We start from the raw sequence: 19,321 nt of genomic DNA on the forward strand, positions 1-19,321 counted from the left end.
AAGCCAATGATAAAGACTGTAATAACCCAATTGTATATTGCTTTTTGTCTTATTTGCTTTTTTGCATGTGAAAAACAAAAAGAAGAATTTCCCGATATCCGTATAGGAAAAGAAGGAGTCGTTGATGAGTTGTCGTTGAATAAACAGACAGAGAAAAGACTTCTTTTGTCAGGTGGAAACGGGAAATATATAGTTAATGTGGAGAACGCACAAATAGCCACTGCTGATATAAGTATGGATACCCTTAAAGTAAAAGGTTGGTTGGAAGGTGAAACGTTTGCTACCATCATTTCTCATGATAAGCGCATAAGGTTGAAAATCAACGTAGTCTTTCCGGAGCTCGGAATAAGTCATTCCGTAGTGCAGCTTCTTCCCCGATTTAGAAGTAAATTCATAAGTATTTCCGGAGGAGGAGAATTGACTAAGCTGGAAGAGGACGATCCCGCAGATATTATGGATATGAAATGGGACGGTTCTACGGGGATGCTGGAGATATATCCCAAATATGAGGGAGAAGCCCGGGTTATCGCTATTTCAGAAGACGCAAAAGAGAAGAAGGTTATTCATGTTAAAGTGAGACCGGAAGGAAAACTGGAAATTCCGGGGTGGTATAGCACCAACTCAAGTTCATACTATCTGATCCAAAATAATAACATGGTAGTCAAAAGAAAAGGAGTAGGTACATGGATTGTAAACAGTGCCCGCCCTTATGGTGGGGGAGTGATGTATAATAGTTCTTATATAAAAATAGCTCCTATCATGAATCCCGTACAGGGTGACTCTATCGATTTAAATATACTTCGCCATGGATCCTTGAAACCGCAGATAACAGAAGGTATACATAGGCTGTATGTAGAAGAAGTGCGTGAGTCGGAAGTCATGTTACGGGGAAGAGGTTTCAAATTTTTGCTCCCTTATGAAAAGTGAAATATTTGTGCGATTTGTGTCTTGTGTCGCAAAAAAAGTGAGCTGTCTGAAGGACATGATATTAAAGAAAATAAACGATAAGGGAGCATTGTTATTTGCTCTGTTTATTTTATTGGCAGGAGGCAGCAGAGCAAGACAACATAGGAAAGATGATCATGTCATTCGTGGTAAGCAGGTTGCTGTTTTTGGACGTAATATATTTACTGCCAGAAATTTATCTTTTGAGCCTAGCCTGGATATTCCTACTCCTGAAAATTATGTATTAGGTTCTGGAGATGAATTGATAATAGACGTATGGGGCGCTTCTGAAAATACAGTCAGGGAAATAATTTCTCCTGAAGGTACTATTCATGTGGCAGGTATAGGTCCCATTTTCCTGAGTGGAATGAATATACAGGATGCCGAACGAAGTTTGAGGCGTGAGTTTAGTAAGATTTATGCTGCTATTCCTCAAAAAACGGTCCATATAGAGTTATCGTTGGGGAGAATCCGTACCATCATGATCAATGTCATGGGTGAAGTAAAAGTACCCGGTATTTATCGGTTGTCGGCATTTGCATCGGTATTTCATGCTTTGTATCGTGCCGGTGGAATCAGTGATATCGGAAGCCTGCGTGATATTCGTGTTGTGAGAGATGGAAAGGAGATCGCCCGTGTCGATGTATATGATTATATTATGAAAGGTAAATTGACGGATAATATCCGTTTATCGGAAGGCGATGTCATTTTAGTTCCTCCTTATCAGAATCTGGTAAGTATTTCCGGAAAGGTAAAACGTCCGATGAAGTATGAAATGAAAAGTGGGGAAACCGTAGCTACTTTGTTGAGTTATGCGGGAGGTTTTACGGGAGATGCTTATCGGAGTGCCATACGTTTGTTTCGTATGGGCGGAAAAGCAAAACAGGTATACAATGTGGCGCAGGACGATTATCAGTCTTATCTTCTGGCCGATGGTGATAAATTATCCGTTGAAGCGGTATTGGAACGTTTCTCAAACAAGGTCGAAATTCGTGGCGCTGTATATCGTGCGGGCATATATCAATTGGATGATAGTGTAACAGGAACTGTCAGGCAGTTGATTAGCAAAGCGGAAGGACTTCGGGGAGATGCTTTTCTTAACAGGGCTTTGTTGAGACGCCAACAGGAAGATCTGACACATGAAATGATTCCTGTCGATTTGAAAAAAATGATGGATGACACATCCGCCGACCTATGTTTGCAGAAGAATGATGTCCTCTACATTCCCAGTGTGAAAGATATTGAGAAAGAAGGAACTTTGTCCATTTATGGTGATGTAAGGGTACCGGGTGAGTTTCCTTATGTTAAAAATACGACTATACAGGATTTGATTGTAAAAGCGGGAGGATTGCCGGAATCTGCTTCTATGGTCCGGATCGATGTGTCGCGTCGAATCAAAGATCCTGGAAGTATACTATCCTCCAATGTTATTGGAAAGAGTTTTACGGTTGAGCTTGCAAACGGATTGTTGATAGGGGAGGATAAAGGATTTGAACTGGAACCTTATGATATCGTTTTCGTTCGTCGAAGTCCGGGGTATCGCAAACAGGCCAATGTAACAGTTGAAGGAGAAGTGGCTTTCACCGGTAATTACGCATTAACCAAAAGCAATGAAAGGCTGAGTAGTCTGATAGCAAGAGCCGGAGGATTATCGAAAGAAGCTTATGTGAGAGGAGCACGTCTGATACGTAGAATGACAGCGGATGAGATAAGGCGGAAACAGGATGTAGTACGTTTGTTGGTCAAGGGGAGTGAAGAAAATTCTATATCTCCGGTCGCTTTGGAAACCGGTTCTACTTATCCGGTAGGCATAGAACTCGAGAAAGCGTTAATAAATCCGGGTTCTGACGAAGATATGGTCTTGCGTGAAGGAGATGTACTATTTATTCCCAAATATGTCAGTACGGTAACAATCAGTGGGGCCGTGATGTATCCTAATACAATACTTTATCAAAAGGGGAGTAATCTTGACTATTACATTGAACAGGCCGGCGGCTTCGGAAACCGGGCACTGAAGCGACATATTTATGTAGTATATATGAACGGAATGGTGTCTCGTCTGAGAAAGAGTGCGGTTTGTGCAATTGAACCAGGATGTGAAATAATAGTACCAAGCAAAGAAAATAGGAAAAAGACTGTGCCGAGGGACGTTGCAGGAATGAATACTTCTATTGCCTCTATCGCTGCAATGGTGGCTGCCATGGTCGGTATGATAAAGTAATATAATCATAATAAAAAGTAATCTTGTGGTTTAACGTTACATTATGGCCGAATTAGACTATTTTAATCGTGAAAAATTAGTATAATAAAGTGGTGTTGGATTACAAGATTACTAAGTTTGTGTAGCTGTTTTTTGCTTAAGTTTTGTATTTGCAATAAAACTTAATCAGTATTGTGACAAGAACTAAACTATATACATGTTTCTTACGTTCTTCTTTGGCAACAATAAATTTTGGAATCAATATTCTTGTGCGAATAAAGATAGGAAAGGATACAGTTTTCTGTCTGGCAGACTGTGTTATTGAATTTATGAACCAGCAGCGTAACATCACTTAACGCCACGCCGCTGTATTCACTCCCGCGAGGAACGAACATCACCTCTCCCGCACACAAAATTTCATCGTGGAAGAATGTACTGGTAATCCGTGCATGCCCTTTCATGCAGAATATCAAGTAAATGATATTCGTATCGTCGCTATGCACCGTTGTCCCGGCAGGAAAGCTTTTCACATCAAAATGGCAATCTATTGGATTTTCATCACAAAACGCCGGCTTATGATTTTTTCGTATCACAATTTATTACGCTATTTTTCTTTGGAAAATACTTTTTCTCCTACGGTAACAGTTCTGAAGCTATGTAGTAATAGCTTTGTCCTTCCATCGTTATTTTTTCTTCTCCGTATTTCTTAGCCATATTTTCTTTCCTCTCTTTAAAATATTGAATAAGTCCGTCCAACTCTTTGTCGGTTAACTGTTTTTTCTTTTTGAGATCCTTCACCGTTATGTCATCAAGCACAGGGCTGTTGGCCGGAACTCCAAATATCTGACTGTGTGCATAAGAAAGAGAATATCTCCTGATTTCCTTTCGCTTATTTTTGCAGATCCGGCAGTTGCGCAGTTCTGACATATAAAAGTGATAAAGGTGGCGGCGTATTTTTCCGGTAGATACATACACCATATCTACTTTGCTTTCGGGATTTGCGGGTGATGCGCCGAGAGTTTCCACCTTATCGGGGCGTACCCTTTCCCTTAAATAGCGGCACAACTGTTTAACTTTACCTTTCTTTGGCTTATTCATGTCCTTCACATCCACTTCTATGGCACAGAGTGTTTCCAAGCGTTCTATTGTCTGTTTCAGTTCCGGGTCGGAGAGTAGCAGGTAATAGCGCATCAAACTGTCCGGAACGGTAATTCTTCCTGTTTTCCTATACCATACTGGAGCAACATCACCAAATATTTTTTTAAACTCCTTATCCGGTTTTACCCCTTGAGGCAGATGATAGGTTGCAATCAGAAGACTGTCTAAACGGTCTTTACCATTGCCAACCGTGGCAAATGCACGGTCTATGCTTTCAGAGAGCAGTTGGTGATCCGCTTTTATCTGCGTTACGATGGAATCCACCGCTCCGGCAAACAATTCCATTGGCAGGGTTTCACCTTTCTCCGGAAACAGGAAACCGCCTTGTGTCATGCTAGCATAGGGATAGTCGAGCATGAGAAAATTCGGGCCTGCTTCCCGCAGCAGGTTGCTGCGGCAAAGCTGGTCGGCATACAGAATCATATTCCGCTTGTTTTTAGTGCGGTACTCGGCGTAATGTTCAATCATGTTTGAAAGTTGAAGCACATAGTTGTTGTACTTATCGTCGTTCGAGGCGTACAGTTGCCAACCGAGCAGGCGACAGTTCTTTTCATTCAGGGTTTTCACAATGGAAGAGGGAGCATTCTCTTGCTGTTCTCCCGTTTCACCGACTGATATAATCAGATTAACCGCTTCAGGTGTATTGCCGATAAGTTCCAATGCACTTCTCATTGCCTTCCATGCAGGCAAAGAAGTATTTTCTGTGTCAGCTACATGTGACGCTATTTTTACCAATCGGTCTATAAGTATCTCGTAATCAGCAGTCAGGGGAATTGTCTCCATGCCCCGGTGGGTAGCTACCGCCGCTCCAAATTGATAGGAGAACGATTCACCGGAACCGGCAAAAAACGGTCCCAGATTCTGTATGGCATTCAACAGCATCGGGTATTGTTCCGGTAGCCGGGAAGACTGTTCCATTGCGAACAGGATATTTATTCGCTTCAATTCTTGCTTGATTTGATTTCCACGGGTATAAGAGATTCTCTTTCCGTTGATGTTGAACACGTGGTTGTCCTTCTTGTCAATAACCGGTTCTAATGTTCCGCTGACGAACGAGCAGGTGGAATCGGTATGGTAAGGATATATCATAGGAGCATATTTCAGCGTCTTTTGCAAAGCCGGCACTCCGGAAAACGCCGTTCCTGTGAACACCTGATGTCCGATTTCTTGCAGCATGACGGCGGGAATCCATCCGATAACCTGCTCACCGATTTTATCGGCAGAGAGAGAAGGAGTTTTCGATACCAGTACACTGCGTCTGTCAACAGAATACTTGAGCGCGTATATAATAGCGTGGATACCCACCACGCCGGTTTGATTCTGTAGTTCCGGATCGCCGAACACTTTCAATGAATCGGCGGTTGTAAAATAAGTTGCGGATTGCATGATTGCCGTGGTGTCGGTAATCGCAGTCAACAATTTGTCATGCAGTCCCGACTGTACATCGGTAATGGAAGAAGGTGAAAGTATCAGTCGGGAGCGGTGCATCCAGCCCACATATTCCGCCTTTTTGCGTTGGGTCATACGGTTGTGCTTGATATTTGTGGGGTTATATTTAATCAACCGCAAATAATCTCCTTTGGTCTTGATAACTAAGAACGTATCCAGTAATCCTACCTCGGCAGACTTTACCCTGCCTCCCGGATTGACATAGGCGGCATTCTCCACCCTGTCCGAATAGACAATCCACGGTTTGCGGTGGGCAGCGCTTCTGGGTGCCTTTATCCCCTCTATGGAATAATTTTCAGAATATTCACGAGGAAGCTTCCGCAGTTGAGTGAAGCGGTGTACGGGAGCACAAGCCGATAAAACGACGATAGAAATCAATAGGACAAATAACTTTCTCATTTCATTTCTTTTTTTCGATTTGCATAACCGTTATTTGGGTAATATATCCGCTCTCTTCATCCTCCGTCTCTACGATGACATTCTGGATAATCGTTTCTTTTCTGCCGATATGGTGCAGTCCTTGGCAATAAGAATAAAAGTCGTTATATTTATTGTTGTTGATAACAACCAGCGTGTTCGGGTTATTATTAAAATACTTGTCCACGACATAGTTGTAGTTTACATTAAAGGGTTTACCGTCTGCAATGTTCTGCAACTTCTCTTTGATGTCTAAACCGATGAGCACCATTACATCGGTAGAATCATTCTCCGAATAGTAGGGCAGAATGTTTATCCGGTGTCTGATGGGATACCGGGTATTCTCCGTATTAAGCAATACTTCGTACTCTCCGGGTTCGGTATAAGCATAAAGAGCCGTTTTTTCACGGGAATCAATCATCCCCGTCTCTCCGAACTCCCAGCGCCATTGTTCGTCGTGTCCTTCGCCACGGAAGATGATATTTTCTCCCTGAATGGCTTCCTTGGGAGCTATGATATGAACCAGATGCAGGTCTTCCGCATTGGTCTTCTCTTTTACCCTCACATCAAAGTAGCGTTCCAGATTTCCGTTGACGGTCAGTCGTATTTTGTACACCCCTTTTTGCTTGAACCGATGGTATCCGCTGCGTTGTGTGGATGTCTCGTTGTTTCCGAACTCCCAGTACCAGATTCTCGCTCCCGACGTGGAATCGGAAAAAAATATTTCTTCCCCCACGACAGGGTCAGACGGAGTTACAGTAGCCTGAATCGGCTGCTTCTGCGAGCAAGCTCTCATTACCAGCAGAAAAAACATAATAAGTATGATAACGGAGATAAAGATATAGAGAACCTTCGTATTTAGGAATTTATTCATCATGGCTTGCCTCCTTTATTTTTAAGTTCGCCTTCCTTCTTCTGGAGTCCGACTTCGCACTCCTCCAGATTTTTCTTGAATTTTATTATGTTATCCTGCTTGCTCCATAGTTCTTTCTTGTCGGCAAACCACATTTCATATACCGAAGCGAGATGCCAGAACATCTTATTGCGCTTGTCAAAACTGTTTCTTTCCCATTGTTTGGCAAGGTCGTTTATCAGGAACTTGATATCATTTTCCTCATAAGAGGCATTGACGCCCGGCTCAAACTGTTCAATACGTGAAAATAGGGTATCTGCGCTCACAATCTGTACTGATTGTATATTTTGAAATTCCTTTTGCCGCTCCATCTTTTTAATGACCATTATTTTATTGGAGAAGATGTGGCGTGTCCCTGCATACTTGAAAAGAATAAATCCACAGGCTCCTGTGATAACAATAAACAGGGTAAGCACATATACAAATCCGATAAAGCGTTCACGCTCGCTAACGGTTTTGCTGCTTTTATTTTTAGGGGTTATGCTCATATCTTTCCTATTTTACTTTTCTACACTAATGTTTCCCAATGTCAGCTTTCGGGTAGCCTGTTTATTGTCCTGAATGCACCGCATCAGGTCTTTTCTCACAAGGCTTTCTTCAATAACCGCTTTACGTATGGCTTCTTTGGTGTCCAGAAACACGTTGATTTGCGAAGCCAGTTTTTTGTACAGAAGTACATCCTTGCTATCCATTATTTGCAGTTCCTCGATAAGTTCCATCTTGCGTGTACTGATAACTTTTTGGAGCACCACCTGATTCAGCCGGTCGTTACTGCCCATCAGCACCAGGTAGTTATACAGCGAATCCACCTTATCCACCAGGGCAATCTGTCTGGCGTAAATCTTATCGTATTCTTGTGTTTTGGATTCCATTAGCTTATATTCGCTTCCATTCGTATGGATAAAGCCTGTGAGCAGTGCCATGCTCAAAGCCGTACTGATTAACAGTCCGCCGGCAAACTCCAAATATCCACGGATGATTTTCTCACTGTTCTTTGCTTTCATAATTCTTATAAATAAGTGTTTATCCCGAGGTAACACGGACTGGCGTCACCCGTCGGTTTTAAATAAGTCTTGCGTTCGTCAGGGCTAACGCTGACCGTCACATCGAACTCCTGCCACGCGCCAAGAAAAATATCCGCCAGCATTTCAAGGGCTTTGCGGGAGCGGTTGCCGGGCAGGAACCTTTCGACTTCCCGGGTTGGCAGGTCGCCTATGTGTATATGCAAATCAGCCTCAGCACTATTAAGCACCCCCACATTCACACTGTTTGCTCCCAGTCTCATGTTCCCCAGCCGGTTCGGTTTTTGTGCCCTTATTGTCCGTTGCACCATTTTGGGGCGTACCTTTACCGGAGCTTCCAGAATCTGCGACAGTGCGTCGCTTACCTCTTCCAGTCTGCCCCGGATCGAATGGATATGCGGCATGAACTTGATGAACAGCAACGCCCCCTGTCCGGACAAAATATGAATGACCGGCCAGCAAGCGGCAAAGAGTTTCGCATAATCAGAATATTTGTTCTTTTTATCATACCGCAATTCGAGCAATTGTGCCTGTATCCCTTCTCTGTCCACTTCGCTCTCCAGCAGGCTGAAAAAACGTCGGATAAAGAACTCTTCGTTACGATGTTGCTGCATCTCTTCCAGAATAAGTCCCAAATCTTTCACCTTGCCGGGAAAGAGCGCCTCATGGAACAATCCCTCCGGCAGCGAATCATAAATCCCCCGGCGGTTGGTCTTTAGTTCTATGTATGCCCCCTCCGCTATGCCGACATGATTCCTATGCTTCACCGATCGGATATCTTTCGAAACATTGCTCAGGTTATTACCGTCACGCACCATCATAATTTGAGCGGTGTCGAACCCGGCTTCCGACAGCAAGGCTCCGTATAGCTCTGCCTTGAAGTCGGTGTCCATTGTATTGGGCGGAAGAAGCCCCTTTATCTCTTTGGGTAAGCGATGTTCCATATCAATCCATTATGCTCCATGTTTTGTTTTGTCCCGTAGTATTGTTTCCCGTTGTGCGTTCCGATACCACAATATTCTCCTTATGCTGACCGATATATTCCAGCGTACTGAGCCGTTGCCACAATTCGGTAAGTGTGTACATAAACGAATAGGCACGAACCATCGAAGCCCGGATATCCGTATGTTCGTACAGCATCTCCAACGTATCAGCGAGTTGCTCGTCGAACGAACCGGGCGTTACGTCGCTCCACTCGTAGAAATATTTCTGCGTTTCCTCCTTTTGCGTCCCTGATAGGTAGCTGAAACTTACATACATGATATGCGCCAGACTCGATACGGAATCCAGTACATCAATAGGAGCATTGTACAGCCCTTTATTGGTATAAGTGAATTGCAGGGTGGCGAGGTAGCGGAGCATCTCCCGACATATCAGAGAGATGTGCGCACCCAGTTCGCCGCGATTATCCCTGTTATGTATTTTAGCTATGATGATTTTGCTGTAATTCTCCAGTGAGCGGAACATATTTCCGAACTTGGCATGATACTCTTGCAGTTCAGGGTGGCTTTTCATCGTCGTACAGGGCGGGATAAAGTCGGCATCTACCATGAATCGTTCGGCATCCTTGCGGATACGTCCGATGGTCAGGTAATGCGCCCCCAGCTCACTCACATTGATTTCTCCTTTGGGCATCACAAACAGCCGATAGGAGGGCAAGGCGTTCGGATGGCGGGGTGGAACTTCCTCCGGATTGGGGTCACCCGAGCCTACCCGGTGGAACGGATCCACGGAGAGGATAATGTCCCATTGCGTGATATTCTTACGGGTATCCGATTCTACAGAATAGTTCTTCACTAATTCGCTTCCCGTTTCGGTGGCATCAAATTGGATGCGGATACCCGAAGCGGTGACCGCATCGCAGTATTTCAGCCGCACTTCGATGTGTCCGGTCACGTGCTGGCTGATACGGATGCCGTTTTCGCCATCCCTGTTTTGCCGTGCGGGCAACAGCCCGTAGTTATAACTGTTGGTTCGTACTTCTATGCTGTCGCGAATGCTGTTCAGAAAGTAATCGTCATGTTGGTTGAAGATGGCGGCTGACAGCGGCATACAGTCCGACCAGTTCACTAAATTTTTCTTTGCCATATAGTATATAATTTTATTCTTATATTCTTAATTCTCACTCTGTTCCATCACCCGTTTAGCGACAATTACATCACGGCTGCGGATGCGGTTGTCCTTTACGGTAAGGTTGAAGTCTATGTAATGCCGGGGAGATAGCAAGGTGGGTTTCCGGTAGAAAATCCATCCTCCCTCTTTTGCTGCATAGTCGTCTATCGGGGCTTGTGGAGACTTCAGATTATAGTCGTCAATCATCCGGTGAAACCATGTGCCGAATTGCATTTCGTCGGGTGCTTTCACACTGAGCTTGACCGGTTCCCGGTCACTTTCTTGTTTGTATAGCTCTATTTGCAGGACTTGCAGGCTGCCCGGGTCAAAATATCCGTCCTGCTCGGTATCGTCTGTATATCTCCATACTTCATACACGGGAATCGGAATGGCGATAAAGATACGGTAGGTGCGGATAAATACCGAGACAATGACGAATGGAAGCAGGCAGGTGGATGCCCACAGACCATATTTCAGTTCATTGCAGAGATTGAAGACAAGGGTGAAGAACAACATGGATACTACCAGTATAAAACCGGTGAGAATGATTTCGTGGCGGTACTTGTAGTCGTCCTTAAAAACCCACGCAATCATTCGGATGTTATAACTGCCCAGAAGGAGATACAGCATGGCAAGGAAAATGTAACCATAGGGCATGAAACCGTAATCAAGGAATCCCAGTAAGGCAGGGAGCGTCAGGAGTACAATTGCACCGATGGTATAGCCTACCAGCCGCTTATTGCCCAGCAGGGCATTTTTCTTTGCTATGAAAATCCCTAAGCCTACCAGTAACAATCCCAGTATCGGGTAGAGCAGGTAGGTGAAGGCGAGGGTTTGGAAGAATGAATTCATATTCATCTGTATTTAGTTAATACTTTAATTTATATTCTGCTTCTACATCTATTGGGGTTCGTTCTCGTCCCATTGATAGTCTATTAAAGGAAATGTATTATATCTACTATCTATATATAAATAATTACTTATTGTTTTTTTCTTCTGAATATCAGATATTGTCCAACGGGCAATATGTTTCTCTTTGTCAACCCACATAAATGAAAAGTGATATTCCGTCACAAAGGAATATTGTTCATTATTGCCATTCTCTATTTTTGCGTATTTCAAACTGAATTTTTCAGGATAATCATGCCAAGTTGCATAAATTAAAGAATCGTTCCGAATAGCTACATATTCTGGTGCAATCATTTTTTCATCTTGAAAATTTGGATAATTATATACTACATATCCACTATCAGTATCTGTGATTGCCAACCAAATAGCCTCATATGGCCTTGATTCAGTTTCTGTACAACTTGTAAATAAAAATAATGCAAATAAGAGTATAGTTATTTTCATGATAAAATATTTTTTCGGATTTGTACGACTATATATTTTTTGTTACTATTGTGGTATGGAGTTCCTTGTAGAGTGTTATCCTTTTTTAAATAGAGTTTATTATTTTCATGCGCCCCTTTGTATTGACCGTTTTCTTGTTGCCCCGTACCTACTTCATAAAAAAGATAATAGACTTCGTTGTTTTTACACCCTCTACCAACAATCACAATAAAATGGTCAGTTGTCTTATCGCTATTAGGGGATCCTGCCTTATAATCAACTCCAACTAAAATAGGATAACCAGTTTCAAGTTGTTGATTGATATAATTCAAACCCTCCGATGCTTTTACAAAATCAATCGTTAAAGATGATGAGTGAGAAGAATTATCAGTTGAGGATTTTTCGACCCCTATTTGAATCACGGTATTATCATTGGGAGCTGAATTAGGGGAAAGCCCAGCATTTGTCAATATCACCTTACAAGCTTTATAACACGCTACATTTTGTTCTTTTTTTGTTCCAAATCGAGAATCAAATTGCGTTTGATAATCAATCTTGCTTCGCAAATCAATATGCTTCTTCCCACAAAGTGGACACACGCCTTCTTCTATCGCTTTTTCTTCTTCCCCTTTTTCATCCTCTTCCACATCCGCTATCATAAACTTCATTGTACCATTGACAGTGGATTTAGCAGCTTTATCCTCATCAGCTTTTCCGTATATCTGTAGTTCTATCAAACTCTTGTCATCCTGTTCGAATGCCGCAATAGAGGTATCCAAGGGGGTGACCTTTGCCAAAATTTCAAAAGAAAGCCCTTCTGCCAAAGCGTGCCTTCCTTTGGCGGCTTTAGCATAAACTCCACTCATCTCTACCGGAACACAAACTACGTTATCCAAAATAGTAACATCGTCTTTGAGACCCAACAATAGCTTCTTGATGCCGGTAGAATCTTTTTCGAAAAGTTCAACTCGCACTTTCTGACCATACATTCCACGGGCATGAATATGGAGAAAACCGTCTTCGTTATAATTAATGCTTTTGCGTCGGGGAGAATCCTCCCCAAACTTAATCATTTCTTTACTGCTCCATATTACTGATGTAATCTGCGGTTTTTTCAGATTACGTCCTATCAAGTGTATTTTTTGGATGGAAGGCACCGGAACGTTCGTATCCTCTATCATGAAAGGAGGTCCATAAGGGTTATTGATTCCAAAACTAAATACATAGTCTGCACCCGCATGGCTTTCCTGCAATCCGTCATCACAATAGAAAGTATCGGTATATGCTCCATTTTCATCAACTCTGAACTTGGATATTTCTTCATACTCGCCTGTGACGGCATTAGTGCAATAACCTTTACATTTGAGTTTAGGAGCTTTTTCCCCCCTTAGCAATGGACGATTGTATTTCACACGGAGAGCAAATTTTAAATTCGCCTCATATTGCACAGAACCACAGCCGACTTCTTTGCCAGTCGAATCTTTAAAAATGACCTGAGTTATTTTTAAATCGGAAGGTTTTACTATTAACACACACGATGCACAAAGGACAGGAATTCCCTCATATTTAAAAAACTCGACCAGCATTATATTTCCGCAATGCTTTTCACTTAATACAAAAGCTTGGTCTGCTTCAGTCCGTATTTTGACAGATAAATCACACTCCTTTTTAAGATTAAGATTTTTCAAACCTTCTGGAGTAGTTTCAGATTCATTTCTCATCTCTCCCATACGTATATTATACACATACCGTGTGGTAGTATCTGACACCTTAAACAAAATAGAGGTTACAGAGTTTTCTACAATCTGATATTTCCGGTCTTCGGCCTTTATATCAATGCTTATTGTTAATTGACTCTTATCATCTGACATAATAATCTTTTTTTATTTGAATCTATTCTTATTCGGCTATGTGCAGCCAGCCCAAAATCCGTTTATTTTGAATCTCCCAGCCTGAATTGTTTTTTGTTAATCCTAAACATTTCCGTGAAACATTCATACATCCAGAGTTCTGTTGTATTAACTCTACTTCATTGGTACCTACTGCCGAAATAATAGCTACGTGGCCATAAGGATTAAACAGATAACCGTCAAATACTACAATGTCTCCAATTTGGGGCAAAATTCCTTCACCATTTTTATATTGTATAAGTCCTCTGGAAACATTCATTTCGCCATTTGACAGTTTCTTATCAAAAAAACTTTTGGCATGTCCATAGCTATCGGGCATTTTATGGTGGTAATACTCATAGTAATATCTCTTAACGAACTCTACACATTGGTATTTCATGCCGATATTATAACCATCGACTACATTTCGTCCGGAAGTTTGGTTTACTCCCCCATTATAATAAACGTACACACTATTCAGACTATCTACTACCGTACCGCGTTGCGTATTCACATTCAGATTGCAATAAGTGCTAAATATATATATTACCACTACTACAAAAAAAAGTATGGATACTATTATTATTATTTTTAAAATCACCATAATTCTCCTGCTTTATATGGATTAGGATTCATGATTGTTTTGTGCCACCTCTCTGTATAGAAAAGATATACCACACCTTCTTCCGTATCGTCGTAATTCTCATCATTGCACAGAGCTTTAGTAATGTATATGTTAACGATTTCTTTATTATCTAATACAACAATGCTTTTTTTACAAACCATATCTGACTGGTAACCTCTACGGGTCTCTCCTATAATTACGCTATATATCATTTTTCCTGATTCTTGCCAAATAAATCATGATAATAACGTACTATTTCATCATCCTTATGCTTTTCATAAAAATCTGTATCACATTGGTTGTCCAATTTGATATTCGCGCAAGCAGGATAGTCTGTAGGATTTTCCAATTGAAGAGAATATCCAAGATTTCGGTCTGCATTTATTGTCCATTTATCGCATTCTGCAGTTTGACTATAAGTAACACCTCCTAAATAATTTTTGAGAACTTTATAATCGCCTTCTTTGGTACTGATCGCATTTTTTGTTGTCTGGTTATACTTGAAAAAATCGATAAATATGGTTTCTATATTCTCATTTCGAGTTAATGTATCAAGAACAGTTTTATTGTCATACAAATAATTAATCATCATTTTATAAAGCCCGATACTGTCCTTTGGCCAACTTTTTACCAAAATTCTATTAGTGTACGATCCTCCGCCTCTCCAATCTATAGATACTTCATTATCGGGATTAGAGCACATGATAAAACTCACCTTGCTGTCTCTACAGGAAAACAAGAAAAAAACACCTGTTATTAAGATTATTATAAACCAGCTTTTCATTGTATCTTTCCTTTAAAAGTTTTGTCAAAAGTTATTTTGGTGATAAATGGTTTATACCCCCGGAAATGTTGAAGGATAAACCAAGCTCGAAATCCAGCTCCGTAGGCCGCTACTTTGTTGGCTTCAAGATCCGGAGCATCTAAGCCAAAATGATCCCAAAGTGTTACCCTATAGTCTACTGTGTAACTATTGCCATTTAATACATATTTTTTAATTATAACTTCGGTTGACCAAATATCATTTAAAGCAATTGTGTATCCTTGTGTGGCATTCTTTATTTGCTCCGTTTTCCTTCCTATATTTTTAAAAGAGATAAAACCAGCATCGTAAACAGGAGTTAAACTAAAATCTTTTTTATGATATTTATCATTCACCCTTTTCTTTAAAATGTCCTCAAGCAAATCCCTTTCTCCTTTAAAAAAAATTTTTATATCCTCCAGAGTAGAAACATCCCCTTTACTATCTTGTAATTCTTTTTTAATATAAGTTTCTAATTGATTGCAATAACGTATTGTAGAAGGATGCTTTTTGATATGATCCGTCAATACACTGTCTTCATAAACACCTCCATTGTTCTGCCTAAATTTTGCAATCATACGAACGATATTTCCCCTCATTTCGCTATTTAATGACGAAAATGCTAATTTTGCCATTGCTTCGAAATCAGCAAACAGTTCTTCGTCTGTAAAATCATCCCCCCCTTTTCTTAAAAATCGTACTCCCTCTTGAATTCTTGATGAAATTTTAGGGAAATCTTCCTTACTATAGATTGCTTTTGCATTTTTAACCCGGATATACCTTTCCATTTTCTGTTTGGTATCCAAAGAAGAAGTGCTAAACATAGGTGGCTCCGGATCATAATCAATCGAATTAGATAGGATATTGTCTATCTTCTTATTTTCATGTTTTTGTTCGTATGATTCAATCAATTGTTTAATTAATAAAGTGCTATAAACACACTTTTTCGTATTTACACCGTATCCATATGCCATGTCATCGGCTATATCTGTTCCTGTGTCATTTAATCCCGGCATTTTATACCGGTCAACAATGATAGGAAACTCCCATTTTTTGATTTGGGTATTTACTTTGACATTGTCAGAAGGCTGGTTGATATAAGCTTGCACACAAAGTTTTTTCCCTTGCCATTCTTCTTTTACCGACAGTTCAAGCACATCTGTCCCCGGTTGGTCAACCGTTTCTTCCTTTTCACCTATAGTCACTTTCCATTTGACATGCGAACGGATTTCATCGCTTACGATTGGCGTATTATAATGTTCAACTTCATAAATCAAAGTTTGCCCGGAGAAAGACTCTGCCTCTCCTTTTACTGCTTTAACTAGAATATTGCCCTCTTTTAATAACAGAGATGTTGGTGTGTCAACTGGATGCTTTGTCAATGCAGATGGATCTCCCATTGCATCCAACTCTCCTTGATGCTCACCTGTTGCCTGTTGCATCTGTTTGCTTCCTGGCACAGGAATCTGTCCTGTTTGCATAAACTCTATACAGTCGGGTCCTCCACAACTACATGTCCCTTTGCTTTTGTCCGTAAGCGGGTTCCCTCCCATCATCGTAATCTTACTAAACTGCCCGTTCCATTGCGTGATGGCGGGTACACATGGTTTAGGGAACATGGGGTTTACTTTGCAAATCCCAAATCCGGGAGGATAGATGACGTTTCCTAATGTCATCGTACTGGCACAGAGTTTGGTCCCATTTAATCTAAAAAACTGGTTGTCCGTAACCATCAGTTTTCCGGGTGCTGCCCCATACTTGCACATACACATAGCTTTGTCAACAACAAATTCTTTTCCTGCCATAACTTTCTGCGTATTAGTCAAACAAAAAACTCTTTAATTTATTGGCTTTTTGAACCGAACGGTTTTCTACTGAAATACTGACTTTCTTTTTACACTGTCCATCCAAAGTATTATAATAAAATTCCGCAATCAAAGAAAATATATCATTTTCTTCGGAATACTCACAGATTAATTTACCCGAATATCGTTTACTGTTATACTCTTTGACGTGAAATGTCTTGATATCCTTATGAAATGAGCCATCGCTATCAATAGCCAAATCATAAAAAGTACTTTCACCACGTCGTGGAAAATTATAACAAACAATATCTATATCATCCAAGTATTCCTTAAAATAGAACTGGATAAAGGAGTCTTTGCGCAAAGCCTGTAAAAAAACATTTTCAGTATCCATATTTGACTTTGACAATTCAATATATTGCTCATAGGCTATACAAGGTATTTCCTCCACGATTTTCGCACATTCCGCTTCCCATCTTTCCTTTATATCAGTAAAATTAATAACTTCCATAATCTTTCCCGACGTAGAAACTTTCAACTTCATCGGATAATACGTATTAGAAAGACGAAGCATAAATAGATCCACCATTTGAGAGGGTGGATTACCATTCAACTTTACCTCCTGCCGGGAACGCAATTCAAAAATGAAATAATCATCTACATTCTGATAAGATGCAATTACTTCTATAATTGCACTGTACAGACTTGCTTGCGAGCCGGGAAAAGTCGTGGACACATTTATACTGTATTGTCCTTTTAGGTTGCGAAATTTATACATATACATCTTTATTATTGGGCAATATCCACTCCTTCGGAACTCTTCAATCCTATTTTTGCATTAGCCAGTAACTTCATACCTCCCTGAGCTGTTAAGGTCATATCCTGAGCATCGTACATCAGATTCTCATCTACTGTTACAGATAAATTTCCTGCTATACTGTTTGTACTATCTTTGGCGATACTTTCCGTTAGGGATTCTCCAATAGCAATTTCAGCATTTCCTCCAACATCTTGTTGAAAATCGGTACCTATTTGCATCACCGTTTCTTTTCCCGAGGACGTATTAAGTTGTTCACCCGCATTGATATTGATATTTTGGGCATTTAATGTCATTGTTTCAGGTGCGGTTATTTCGATATTTTTCCCTTTGGTATCAAAATGGAACATACATCCGTTACGATCCTTAATTGTGATGCCCCAATCGCCCCCCTCATCATCATTGAACTCCAGCGTATGCCCACTGCGGGTGCGTATGCTCTTGACTGTATTGTCTGTTGCCGCTCCCTGGGAATTTGCCTTATAGAAAAGGCTGCCTGTTACATACGGACGGTCTGGATTGCCTTGCTCAAAACCTACCATTACCAAATCACCCGGTTCGGGGATAAACACAAAACCACGGTTTTTGGCAACTTGGTCGCTCTTGCCTGCATCCGGGCTTTGCACCCGCATCCAGTAGCTCTCGCCGCCATCTACCTCCTGCCACATGAACTGTACTTTGACACGTCCCTGATTTTTAGGGTCTTCATTGCTCACCACTCTTGCCATCTCCGGATAGGCTACCGGCATCACGGCATCTCCCCACGGCATGACGGGCGTACCACCGGGCACACCGCAGAAAGTGTTGCTATATCGTCCCTGACCATCTACCGTATGCGTAATCTCAGTAATACGGTAACGTCCCAAATCGGTAATCTTAACTCCCGGAAAACTTTCAGGTACACGGGTGACTACCAATTCTCCCAGTCGTATGCCACAGTAACGGCTTGAAGCCTTGATTTGAGACAATTGGGAATAGTTGCGGTGAAATCCGGCATCACCGTAGTGCTCCAAATCCATTGCGCTATACGCAGGTCTCATCGAGGGGAGTTTCGCTTCGGTAGGGAAGATAGGTTCACTGCATTTCTCAGCCGAACGGGAACCAAGGGTAGCGCCTTTAGGTGTTCCGCTGTAGTCGTAATAGAACTTATCATTGACGGGGTCGAACTCATAGGTGCTGTGATTCAGCGAACGGATAGTGGCATTGATGCTGACTCCCGTCAGATCAACATCATAACCTGCACGGCTTTCCGTCTCTATTTCAGGGTTTCCTATCTGTAGCGTTTCCCCGTTGTAATAGAACCACTCGCCGTAGGAGCGCAGCAGACGGGATAGGAATCCGTAGCTTGTTTCTTTATAGCGGGCAACATAAGGGATGATGTCCGTATGTTTGGGATTGTTGGTCACATTCATTTTCACCCCGCTCTTATCAAGTATGTCACTGACTATCGTATTCAGGTTTTGCTCTACATAGCAGTCCATAGCGGGGTCTCTGTCCAGCAGGATGGTAGGGCTTCCCCCTTCCAGTATGACAAATCCCTGATTACCGTCGAAGCCTTCCACATGAATATCAGAAATCAGTCCGTGAAATTCCGTTTTCTCTCCACTCTCATGGTGGGTCATGATGATGGATACCTTCTCACCCAGTTGCTTGAATATCACATCGGGACCGATAGCCCAGACACTTGGCTTGTCCGGACGATAGTTTACTTTGATTTTGAAACGGTGGTGTGTACTGACCGACTGAAAAAGTTCCATTGTTACATAATCACAGACTTTTCCTGCTACTTTTATCTCCACGCTTACAGCGTCCAAGTTTGTCGATGCCATAGTTAA

The 19,321-nt window shown here is 41.6% G+C and carries 17 protein-coding genes; 2 read left to right on the forward strand and 15 right to left on the reverse strand.

The genetic code is table 11. The features are described from left to right. The first annotated feature begins 6 nt into the window (after positions 1–6). Positions 7–927 (forward strand): hypothetical protein, encoded by a 921-nt coding sequence (locus BSHG_RS08510; protein WP_005800363.1) that lies wholly within the window; start codon positions 7–9, stop codon positions 925–927. Beyond that, positions 917–3,166, forward strand: coding sequence for an SLBB domain-containing protein (locus BSHG_RS08505; RefSeq protein ID WP_008659734.1), 2,250 nt, complete (start codon positions 917–919; stop codon positions 3,164–3,166). The genes BSHG_RS08510 and BSHG_RS08505 overlap by 11 nt, the downstream gene beginning before the upstream one ends. A 203-nt stretch (positions 3,167–3,369) precedes the next feature. Here BSHG_RS08505 and BSHG_RS08500 read toward each other — a convergent pair whose 3' ends face one another. The 15 genes from BSHG_RS08500 to BSHG_RS08430 form a co-directional block, all read right to left on the reverse strand. Then, positions 3,370–3,738, reverse strand: a complete 369-nt coding sequence (locus tag BSHG_RS08500) for a hypothetical protein (RefSeq protein WP_008659735.1) — start codon at positions 3,736–3,738, stop codon at positions 3,370–3,372. A gap of 40 nt (positions 3,739–3,778) precedes the next feature. After that, entirely contained in the window at positions 3,779–6,151 is a 2,373-nt protein-coding gene (gene tssR / locus BSHG_RS08495; protein ID WP_008659737.1) for a type VI secretion system protein TssR domain-containing protein, read from the reverse strand. A gap of 1 nt (position 6,152) precedes the next feature. Then, positions 6,153–7,046 carry a PKD domain-containing protein gene (locus tag BSHG_RS08490; RefSeq protein ID WP_005794694.1) on the reverse strand — a complete coding sequence of 298 codons (894 nt, stop codon included), beginning with the start codon at positions 7,044–7,046 and terminating at the stop codon, positions 6,153–6,155. Continuing rightward, positions 7,043–7,570 carry a type VI secretion system transmembrane protein TssO gene (locus tag BSHG_RS08485; RefSeq protein ID WP_005794693.1) on the reverse strand — a complete coding sequence of 176 codons (528 nt, stop codon included), beginning with the start codon at positions 7,568–7,570 and terminating at the stop codon, positions 7,043–7,045. Before BSHG_RS08485 ends, BSHG_RS08490 begins: the two co-directional genes overlap by 4 nt. Before the next feature lie 12 nt (positions 7,571–7,582). Next, complete coding sequence (tssO, locus tag BSHG_RS08480; RefSeq protein WP_005787050.1) at positions 7,583–8,086, reverse strand: type VI secretion system TssO; 504 nt, start codon at positions 8,084–8,086, stop codon at positions 7,583–7,585. 5 nt (positions 8,087–8,091) lie between these two features. Continuing rightward, positions 8,092–9,048 carry a type VI secretion system baseplate subunit TssG gene (locus tag BSHG_RS08475; RefSeq protein ID WP_005794690.1) on the reverse strand — a complete coding sequence of 319 codons (957 nt, stop codon included), beginning with the start codon at positions 9,046–9,048 and terminating at the stop codon, positions 8,092–8,094. A 1-nt stretch (position 9,049) separates the two neighbouring features. Next, a complete protein-coding gene (locus BSHG_RS23280; RefSeq protein ID WP_008659742.1) occupies positions 9,050–10,192 on the reverse strand; it encodes a hypothetical protein in 1,143 nt (380 codons plus the stop codon). 27 nt (positions 10,193–10,219) lie between these two features. Continuing rightward, positions 10,220–11,068, reverse strand: a complete 849-nt coding sequence (locus BSHG_RS08465; RefSeq protein ID WP_008659745.1) for a TssN family type VI secretion system protein — start codon at positions 11,066–11,068, stop codon at positions 10,220–10,222. A 48-nt stretch (positions 11,069–11,116) separates the two neighbouring features. After that, entirely contained in the window at positions 11,117–11,569 is a 453-nt protein-coding gene (locus BSHG_RS08460; protein WP_008659747.1) for a hypothetical protein, read from the reverse strand. After that, on the reverse strand, positions 11,566–13,419 hold the full coding sequence (locus BSHG_RS20885) for a hypothetical protein (protein ID WP_008659748.1): 1,854 nt from the start codon (positions 13,417–13,419) through the stop codon (positions 11,566–11,568). Before BSHG_RS20885 ends, BSHG_RS08460 begins: the two co-directional genes overlap by 4 nt. Before the next feature lie 28 nt (positions 13,420–13,447). Next, positions 13,448–13,951, reverse strand: a complete 504-nt coding sequence (locus tag BSHG_RS08455) for a CHAP domain-containing protein (RefSeq protein ID WP_225550621.1) — start codon at positions 13,949–13,951, stop codon at positions 13,448–13,450. A gap of 319 nt (positions 13,952–14,270) precedes the next feature. Further along, positions 14,271–14,846, reverse strand: coding sequence for a hypothetical protein (locus tag BSHG_RS08445; RefSeq protein ID WP_008659760.1), 576 nt, complete (start codon positions 14,844–14,846; stop codon positions 14,271–14,273). Then, positions 14,843–16,669: a DUF3289 family protein gene (locus tag BSHG_RS08440; RefSeq protein WP_008659762.1), complete on the reverse strand. Its 1,827-nt coding sequence runs from the start codon at positions 16,667–16,669 to the stop codon at positions 14,843–14,845. Before BSHG_RS08440 ends, BSHG_RS08445 begins: the two co-directional genes overlap by 4 nt. Positions 16,670–16,682: 13 nt before the next feature. After that, positions 16,683–17,213 (reverse strand): hypothetical protein, encoded by a 531-nt coding sequence (locus BSHG_RS08435; RefSeq protein ID WP_226789667.1) that lies wholly within the window; start codon positions 17,211–17,213, stop codon positions 16,683–16,685. A gap of 245 nt (positions 17,214–17,458) precedes the next feature. Next, a complete protein-coding gene (locus BSHG_RS08430; protein ID WP_008659764.1) occupies positions 17,459–19,315 on the reverse strand; it encodes a type VI secretion system Vgr family protein in 1,857 nt (618 codons plus the stop codon). Positions 19,316–19,321: the final 6 nt, after the last annotated feature.

The sequence above is a fragment of the Bacteroides sp. 3_2_5 genome, from assembly GCF_000159855.2.
GTDB classification, from domain to species: domain Bacteria; phylum Bacteroidota; class Bacteroidia; order Bacteroidales; family Bacteroidaceae; genus Bacteroides; species Bacteroides fragilis.

Excerpts from the sequence above, each read along its gene's own strand:
- tssO (WP_005787050.1), bottom strand. The coding sequence starts at position 8,086 with ATGAAAGCAAAGAACAGTGAGAAAATCATCCGTGGATATTTGGAGTTT.
- BSHG_RS08465 (WP_008659745.1), bottom strand. The coding sequence starts at position 11,068 with ATGAATTCATTCTTCCAAACCCTCGCCTTCACCTACCTGCTCTACCCG.
- BSHG_RS08435 (WP_226789667.1), bottom strand. The coding sequence starts at position 17,213 with ATGAAGTTGAAAGTTTCTACGTCGGGAAAGATTATGGAAGTTATTAAT.
- BSHG_RS20885 (WP_008659748.1), bottom strand. The coding sequence starts at position 13,419 with ATGTCAGATGATAAGAGTCAATTAACAATAAGCATTGATATAAAGGCC.
- BSHG_RS08505 (WP_008659734.1), top strand. The coding sequence starts at position 917 with ATGAAAAGTGAAATATTTGTGCGATTTGTGTCTTGTGTCGCAAAAAAA.
- BSHG_RS08475 (WP_005794690.1), bottom strand. The coding sequence starts at position 9,048 with ATGGAACATCGCTTACCCAAAGAGATAAAGGGGCTTCTTCCGCCCAAT.
- BSHG_RS08440 (WP_008659762.1), bottom strand. The coding sequence starts at position 16,669 with ATGGCAGGAAAAGAATTTGTTGTTGACAAAGCTATGTGTATGTGCAAG.
- BSHG_RS08485 (WP_005794693.1), bottom strand. The coding sequence starts at position 7,570 with ATGAGCATAACCCCTAAAAATAAAAGCAGCAAAACCGTTAGCGAGCGT.
- BSHG_RS08430 (WP_008659764.1), bottom strand. The coding sequence starts at position 19,315 with ATGGCATCGACAAACTTGGACGCTGTAAGCGTGGAGATAAAAGTAGCA.
- BSHG_RS08490 (WP_005794694.1), bottom strand. The coding sequence starts at position 7,046 with ATGATGAATAAATTCCTAAATACGAAGGTTCTCTATATCTTTATCTCC.
- BSHG_RS08445 (WP_008659760.1), bottom strand. The coding sequence starts at position 14,846 with ATGAAAAGCTGGTTTATAATAATCTTAATAACAGGTGTTTTTTTCTTG.
- BSHG_RS23280 (WP_008659742.1), bottom strand. The coding sequence starts at position 10,192 with ATGGCAAAGAAAAATTTAGTGAACTGGTCGGACTGTATGCCGCTGTCA.
- tssR (WP_008659737.1), bottom strand. The coding sequence starts at position 6,151 with ATGAGAAAGTTATTTGTCCTATTGATTTCTATCGTCGTTTTATCGGCT.
- BSHG_RS08460 (WP_008659747.1), bottom strand. The coding sequence starts at position 11,569 with ATGAAAATAACTATACTCTTATTTGCATTATTTTTATTTACAAGTTGT.
- BSHG_RS08510 (WP_005800363.1), top strand. The coding sequence starts at position 7 with ATGATAAAGACTGTAATAACCCAATTGTATATTGCTTTTTGTCTTATT.